The organism is Microcoleus sp. bin38.metabat.b11b12b14.051 (assembly GCF_013299165.1).
Lineage (GTDB): Bacteria > Cyanobacteriota > Cyanobacteriia > Cyanobacteriales > Microcoleaceae > Microcoleus.
Map to the genome: position 1 here is coordinate 92,868 of NZ_JAAFKD010000023.1, position 6,952 is coordinate 99,819.

At 47.2% G+C, this 6,952-nt stretch carries 7 protein-coding genes; 4 read left to right on the forward strand and 3 right to left on the reverse strand.

The genetic code is table 11. From position 1 onward, the window contains the following. Positions 1 to 17 precede the first annotated feature (17 nt). Positions 18 to 1,127, forward strand: coding sequence for an S-(hydroxymethyl)glutathione dehydrogenase/class III alcohol dehydrogenase (locus QZW47_RS22010; protein ID WP_293131383.1), 1,110 nt, complete (start codon positions 18 to 20; stop codon positions 1,125 to 1,127). 90 nt (positions 1,128 to 1,217) lie between these two features. After that, the gene (gene fghA, locus QZW47_RS22015) at positions 1,218 to 2,072 is read left to right on the forward strand and encodes an S-formylglutathione hydrolase (protein WP_293131386.1); all 855 of its coding nucleotides are present in this window, start codon (positions 1,218 to 1,220) and stop codon (positions 2,070 to 2,072) included. A 191-nt stretch (positions 2,073 to 2,263) separates the two neighbouring features. Here fghA and QZW47_RS22020 read toward each other — a convergent pair whose 3' ends face one another. Continuing rightward, a complete protein-coding gene (locus QZW47_RS22020; RefSeq protein ID WP_293131389.1) occupies positions 2,264 to 3,175 on the reverse strand; it encodes a branched-chain amino acid transaminase in 912 nt (303 codons plus the stop codon). Positions 3,176 to 3,628: 453 nt separating this feature from the next. Here QZW47_RS22020 and QZW47_RS22025 point away from each other — a divergent pair, with 453 nt between their 5' ends. Further along, positions 3,629 to 3,997: a Lin0512 family protein gene (locus tag QZW47_RS22025; RefSeq protein ID WP_293131392.1), complete on the forward strand. Its 369-nt coding sequence runs from the start codon at positions 3,629 to 3,631 to the stop codon at positions 3,995 to 3,997. Between the two features lie 133 nt (positions 3,998 to 4,130). Here QZW47_RS22025 and QZW47_RS22030 read toward each other — a convergent pair whose 3' ends face one another. Together QZW47_RS22030 and QZW47_RS22035 are read right to left on the reverse strand one after the other, a co-directional pair. Continuing rightward, complete coding sequence (locus tag QZW47_RS22030; RefSeq protein ID WP_293131395.1) at positions 4,131 to 5,147, reverse strand: DUF4142 domain-containing protein; 1,017 nt, start codon at positions 5,145 to 5,147, stop codon at positions 4,131 to 4,133. Between the two features lie 52 nt (positions 5,148 to 5,199). Beyond that, positions 5,200 to 5,934, reverse strand: a complete 735-nt coding sequence (locus QZW47_RS22035; RefSeq protein ID WP_293131398.1) for a hypothetical protein — start codon at positions 5,932 to 5,934, stop codon at positions 5,200 to 5,202. Between the two features lie 761 nt (positions 5,935 to 6,695). Here QZW47_RS22035 and QZW47_RS22040 point away from each other — a divergent pair. Further along, positions 6,696 to 6,866 carry a YqhA family protein gene (locus QZW47_RS22040; protein WP_293131401.1) on the forward strand — a complete coding sequence of 57 codons (171 nt, stop codon included), beginning with the start codon at positions 6,696 to 6,698 and terminating at the stop codon, positions 6,864 to 6,866. Positions 6,867 to 6,952: the final 86 nt, after the last annotated feature.

Here is a 6,952-nt window from a genome sequence, read left to right on the forward strand (position 1 = left end):
CATTCCAGGGGGAAAGCATGAAAGTAAAAGCAGCAGTTGCTCGCAGTGCCGGCCAACCTTTGACCATTGAGACGGTGGATCTGGACGGGCCGCGGGCTGGTGAGGTGCTGGTGGAAATTAAGGCGACGGGTGTCTGTCACACTGATGCTTATACTCTTTCCGGCGCCGATCCAGAGGGCTTGTTTCCGGCAATTCTCGGCCACGAGGGAGCGGGGATTGTCGCGGATGTTGGGGCGAGAGTCACAAGTGTCAAAAAGGGCGATCGGGTAATTCCACTTTACACACCCGAATGTCGCAACTGCGAATATTGTTTGAGTGGTAAAACCAATCTTTGTCAAGCAATTCGCCTCACTCAAGGACAAGGCGTAATGCCCGATGGCACCAGCAGGTTTTCAATTAATGGCGAGAAAATTTTCCATTACATGGGAACTTCTACCTTTGCTAATTATACAGTATTGCCAGAAATTGCCGTAGCAAAAATCCGCGATGACGCTCCCTTTGATAAAGTTTGTTTAATCGGCTGCGGCGTCACCACAGGCATCGGCGCTGTCATCAATACAGCGAAAGTAGAACCCGGTTCTAATGTTATAGTTTTCGGTTTGGGCGGCGTGGGGCTAAATGTAATTCAAGCCGCTCGCATAGTGGGAGCTAACATGATTGTCGGCGTAGACTTGAATCCCGACAAGCGAGCAATGGCAGAAAAATTCGGCATGACTCACTTTGTCAATCCCCGCGAAGTTGAGGGCGAATTAGTACCTTATTTAGTAGATTTAACCAAAGGCGGAGCCGATTACACTTTTGAATGTATCGGCAACATTAATGTGATGCGTCAAGCTTTAGAATGCTGTCACAAAGGTTGGGGTGTCAGCATCATTGTCGGAGTAGCAGGAGCCGGTCAAGAAATTAGCACCCGTCCGTTTCAATTAGTAACTGGTAGGGTTTGGAAAGGCACAGCTTTTGGTGGCGCCAAGGGCAGAACCGATGTACCCAAGATTGTTGATTGGTACATGGATGGTAAAATTGATATTGATAGCTTGATTACTCAGGTAATGCCGATCGATCAAATTAACGATGCTTTCGATTTAATGCACAAAGGCAAATCAATTCGTACAGTTTTGACATTTTGAACAAAAATCTTTCTCTCTTCTCTCTTCCTCTGCGCTCTCTGCGCTCTCTGCGGCAAAAAAAATCTAATTCACAAATGAAATAGAATTAACATGATATCTAAATCCCTCAAACTAGAAAAACAATATAAAAGCTTCGGCGGCAAACTCGGCTTTTATAGCCATCAATCCTCAGCCTGCAACAGCGAGATGAAATTCACCGTTTATCAGCCACCACAAGCCGAATTACAACCCGTACCAATCCTCTACTTTCTATCAGGTTTAACCTGCACGGAAGAGAACTTTATGGCAAAAGCGGGGGCGCAGAAATTTGCCGCTAAATATGGGTTAATGCTGGTGGCGCCAGACACTAGCCCGCGCCATACTGGCATTCCTGGGGAAGCCGACAATTGGGATTTAGGAAGTGGTGCGGGTTTTTATGTGGATGCGACAGCGGCACCTTGGAATTCTCACTATCGAATGTACAGCTACGTGGTTGATGAGTTGCCGAATTTAATCGCGGCTAATTTTCCAGCGATACCGGAAAAACAGGGAATTTTTGGTCATTCGATGGGCGGACACGGGGCTTTGATTTGTGCGTTAAAAAATGGCGATCGCTATCTTTCAGTTTCGGCTTTTGCGCCTATTTGCGCGCCCGCCCGCAGCCCTTGGGGACAAAAAATATTCGGACACTACCTCGGTGGGGATAAGGAGAGTTGGAAGGCTTGGGATGCGAGCGAGTTAGTTATGCAAAAGCAATACAAGCATCCGATTTTGATTGACTGCGGTAGTGATGATTCGTATCTGGCTGACGGGCAATTGTTGCCCGATGCCTTCGCGGCTGCTTGTGCAAAAGTGGGACAGCCACTAACTTTAAGGATGCAGCAAGGTTACGATCACAGCTATTATTTTGTAGCAAGTTTTATGGCGGATCACCTTCGCCATCATGCGGCTGCTTTGTGTGAGTAAAACAGGTTCGTAGTAAGGACTTTAGTCCTCAAGGTTCGTAGTAAGGACTTTAGTCCTCAAGGTTCGTAGTAAGGACTTTAGTCCTCAAGGTTCGTAGTAAGGACTTTAGTCCTCGGCGGACTGAAGTCCTCACTACAAACCGATGAAGGTTCGTAGTAAGGACTTTAGTCCTCGGCGGACTGAAGTCCTCACTACAAACTAATGGGAAATACCCACTCTTTGTACTTGCTATCGCGATTTTCGATAATTGCCGTCAGCTTGTCCAAAATCTTTTCGGTGATGGGTCTATTTTTCGGCAATTGATAGTTTTCTACTCGGTTAATTGGCGTAACTTTGGCGGCGGTTCCGCACAGAAAAATCTCGTCTGCAATCAACAATTCTGATTTGTCAACTGGTCTTTCTGTAACTTCTATTCCTAAGTCTCGGGCGATGGTGATTACGCTGTCTCTGGTAATTCCTTCGAGAATATCTTGCTCGAAACCAGGAGTAACTAATTTACCATTTCTCGCGACAAATATGTTCATCCCGGAAGCTTCGCTGACTTTCCCTTGGGTGTTCATCATAATTGCTTCGTCGAAGCCGGATTCTACTGCTTCGGTTTTGGCTAGGGCTGATGTAATGTATGCGCCGCTAATTTTACCTCTTAGGGGTAAGCTGCGGTCTTCTTGGCGGTACCAAGAGCTAATTCTACAGTTTACTCCTTCTTTGGGTAAGTAGTCTGATAGTTCCAATCCGTAGACAAAGAAGTCTGTTTCGACGTTGTGCAGTCGGGGGGCTATTCCTAAACTGGATGTGTAGATAAATGGGCGGATGTAAAAAGATTTTGTGGGCTGATTTTTTTGGACAAAATCAGTGATGACTTGTTGGATTTTGTCGGCGGGTAAATCGCAGTTGAGGAATCTGGCACTTTGACTTAATCTTTGACAGTGGCGGTCTAATCTAAATAGTAAGATGCGATCGCCATTTTGGGGGTCGGGAATTCCCCGCAACCCACCTAAAACTCCGGTTCCGTAGTGCAGGGCGTGGGTGGCTATGGAGATTTTGGCGTCGGTAAATGGGAGAAATTGGTTTTGAAAGTAGGCTATTGGGAGAAAACTATCCATGATTCAGGCTGGCGATGAGTTTGGCAGTCCGCGAGGAATGGTGATTTTGGTTATATTACCATAAGTTATACGATTTTAGATTTTAGATTTTGGATTTTAGATTGATAATGACTCATGAACTATGGTTGTGAGATTGTCTGTTGTTGGATTTTTTTTAACTGCAATGAGTATTCTGTTGTTAAGCTGTTGCACGTTTGAATTTTATCCTTGGGACGGGCAGATTTTATTCTTGGGGCGGGCAAGATTTTATCCTTGGGGCGGGCAAGATGCCCACCCCACAAAATTTTTATTTTTTTTATAGTCAATGAAATTAAAAATCTAATAGTTGGAATTGAGCGATCGAATAATAATGTAAATATTGGTCATTGTGGTTGATAATTGTTTTTTAAAGAGTGCGATTCTCTGCGAGGACTGCGCTAACGACTGCGAGTAAAAATTAACTAAGGGTCAACTATGGCACGTAAATGTTTTATCATTGAAATGGGGATGGGTATCGACCAACACGGGCAGGAACCTACGGTGGCGGCGGCTAGGGCTGTACGAAATGCGATCGCCCATAATGCTCTCTTAGGCGTCTGGGAAGTGGCGGGTTTGACTGACCCGAATCAGATGATTGTAGAGGTAAAGGTGGCTGTTCCGTATCCGGAACAAGTGCGACACGACGACGTTTTGGCGGTGCTGCCTTTTGGTAGCAAGACTCTAATTGTGGAACAAGGGGGGATGGTTGTGCCAGGAAGGGCGATCGCCTCTCTGAATGATAAAAATGATGAAATGTTAATCGCTGTGGCGGCTGTGACTGTTTTTGTGGAGACTGAGGACTAATTTTTAGGTGTTTGAATAAATCCGGGTTAAAGTGCGATCGCCCGTGAGAACATTATGATTAATTTAGCCTAAATTTAGCAGCAGCAAAAATCAAGTCCGATCGCACTTGCACGCGATCGGACTTGGGCTAATATTACGGCTGGCTGACATCTGCCAACATTTGGTTAACCATTTGCAAGTGCGCCTGAAGGTTGGGCAATTTTTGGGTAGCCCAAGCCTTCAACTGGGGATCTTGTCCTTGTTGAGATTGAGCCTTAAACAAAGTAATAGCCTGATTGTGACTGTCGATCATCGCCTGCTTGTAAGCTTTGTCAAAACTTGTACCGGAGAGTCCCGAAAGTCGATCGCTCACAGCTTTGTTCTGGCTGCTCATCTGCTTGGGTACTTCAACACCTTTTTGCATTGCTAACTGCATCAATTCTTGATTTACCTGCGTGTGTTCCGCAACCATTTCTTGCCCGTATTGTTTGACAGCAGTGTTAGAACCGCCCTGCATTGCCAACCTGCCGAGCTGCACTTCCAGCATACCAGCTTGAGCTGCTTGCATCACAAAGTTGCTGTCACTGCTGCTGAGAGAATTAGGAGAATTCTTTCCTGTTGAAGAGCTCGGAGAACGACCGGGATCGTTATTGTTGGTGGGTACAGTCGAGTCAAAAGGACGACCGCCGGGATTAGTATTATTGTTTGGATCGCTGACGGGAGCTTCCGAAGAACGACCGGGATTGTTATTGTTGGTGGGGCTATTTCTAGTGTTGCTAGGGCTGCCGGCATCGTTATTGTTGGTGGGTACAGTCGAGTCAAAAGGACGCCCGCCGGGATTAGTATTATTGTTTGGATCGCTGACGGGAGCTTCCGAAGAGCGATCGGAATTGTTATTGTTGTTTGGATCGCTCATTGGAGCTTCCGAAGAACTGTCCCTAGGATTGCTATTGTTGGCATCGAGACCGGTAGAGTCCGAAGGACGGCCGCCGGGATTGGTATTGTTGTTAGCATCGATCGCGATCAGGCTAGCAGAATTTGAATTTTGGGAGCCGTTAGTCTGGCGGTTTAATTCTGCGAATCCGGGCACGGCGAGCAAGGAACTAACCCCGGCAATTCCAGCAACAGTGAGCAATTTTGCGAACAAATTTTTGCGTTTGAGTGAAGTCATGAATTTCTAAGCCTCTAAGTTTTCAAGTTTTCCAGAGTACGATCGCCCGAAACTATCGGCGATCTGGTGCTGTATCGTCTTTGCGAAACAAGTTGAGCAAACCTAACGCGCCCAGGGCACCCAGCCAACCCAAATTGTTGTGGCGATCGCGCCGATCGCTCAAAACTCCAGAATCAGTCCCAGCCGGCGCCGCTGTAGTACCGTCTGTAGCGCTGGTACCCGTACTCGGCGTGACGGTAGTACCGCTGGTACCCGTACTCGGCGTGACTGTGGTACCGCTCGTACCCGTGCTCGGCGTGACGCTGCTACCGCTCGTACCGCTGGTACCCGTGCTCGGCGTGACGCTGCTACCGCTCGTACCGCTGGTACCCGTGCTCGGCGTGACGCTGCTACCGCTGGTACCCGTACTCGGCGTGACGCTGCTACCGCTCGTACCGCTCGTACCGCTGTCTGGGGTGACACTGGTACCGCTCGTACCGCTGTTTGGCGTGACGGTGGTACCGCTCGTACCGCTGTTTGGCGTGACGGTGGTACCGCTCGTACCGCTGTCTGGGGTGACGCTGGTACCGCTCGTACCGCTGTTTGGCGCCACGCCAGTACCGCTGCTACCGCTGTCTGTACCAGTTGTGCCGCCGCTAGCACCGCCACCGCTAGCACCGCCGCTAGCACCGCCACCAGCACCGCTACCTCCCGACTGGGCAGAAGCAGGCAGTGCTAGGGAAACCGTTGCTAAACTTAAAGTACAAGCCCCTGCTAAAACAACTTTCAACAATTTAGAAGATTTCATGGTTATGCTTGCTTTTGCTTTGTAGAGTAGTGCGAGTGCTTTTTACTGCCAACAAAACCGCAGGGTCTAATTGACAGCAGAACGTGCAATTCTTCTCACATTTGCTGCGGTAACTTGAAGGCAAGAGAGTTAAGTCACTTTCTTTACTTCGGCGATTTTTTTGATCGAAATTTTCACCACAGCCTCAATAGTTTATAACCTATTACCGATCGTGCAAGTTCGCCATTCATCTTTAGGAATATTTGGCAAATTGGCGTTTTATTTCAGGTGGTGGATGCTATCTGATTTGACGGTTCTGTAGGGACATCAAAATCATCTAATCGGCAAAGAGACCCGGTTTTGCTAAAAATTGTTGGGTTAAAGTTTCCCTCGCTTAGCTCCACCAGATGAGTTAGTTTAATATTTTTTTGATTGCTATTTTTCCTTGATTTGCTGCGGGAAATTTTGAGCTTCGCAGAATACAGGTCAAAATTTGCCAGGAAATTAATCTAGCTCAAAAAGTGCGATCTCACGCTAGCTTCAGATCCTGTAACAAAAGCAAACACAAGGCTTTTGACTCGGTTTTGACGGCCGCCTCCGCTTTCCTGTAAAGGAAAACTGATGGGTATCTGAGGCGGGCGGGCGTGAGATCAAATTAACTAGCGGCGGCGCCCCCGTCAAAATTGTTGGTGAGTGCGATCGACAAAACCCTGATATAGTAAATTCAAAGGTATGCCAGAGAGCGGTTGTTCTCTAACTAATTTCCCAAGCTGATATTAACTATGCTGCATCGAATTCTTGCCAGAAGTCGCTATCTAATGTTAATCGCTGTACTCGGTTGTTTTGCAGCCTCTGTGACGCTTTTGATCTACGGTGCTCTGGAAACCGTCGTTACCATCGGCCACATTCTAAGGGAGGCGCGGAAAAATAAAATACCAGTCAAATTGGGGTAATCGTGATATCCCATTTCGGTAAAGTTTCAGAACGTTGCCATAAGGGTAGATACTCTTTTAACTTTTTTGGTAAGACTTTTATTCCT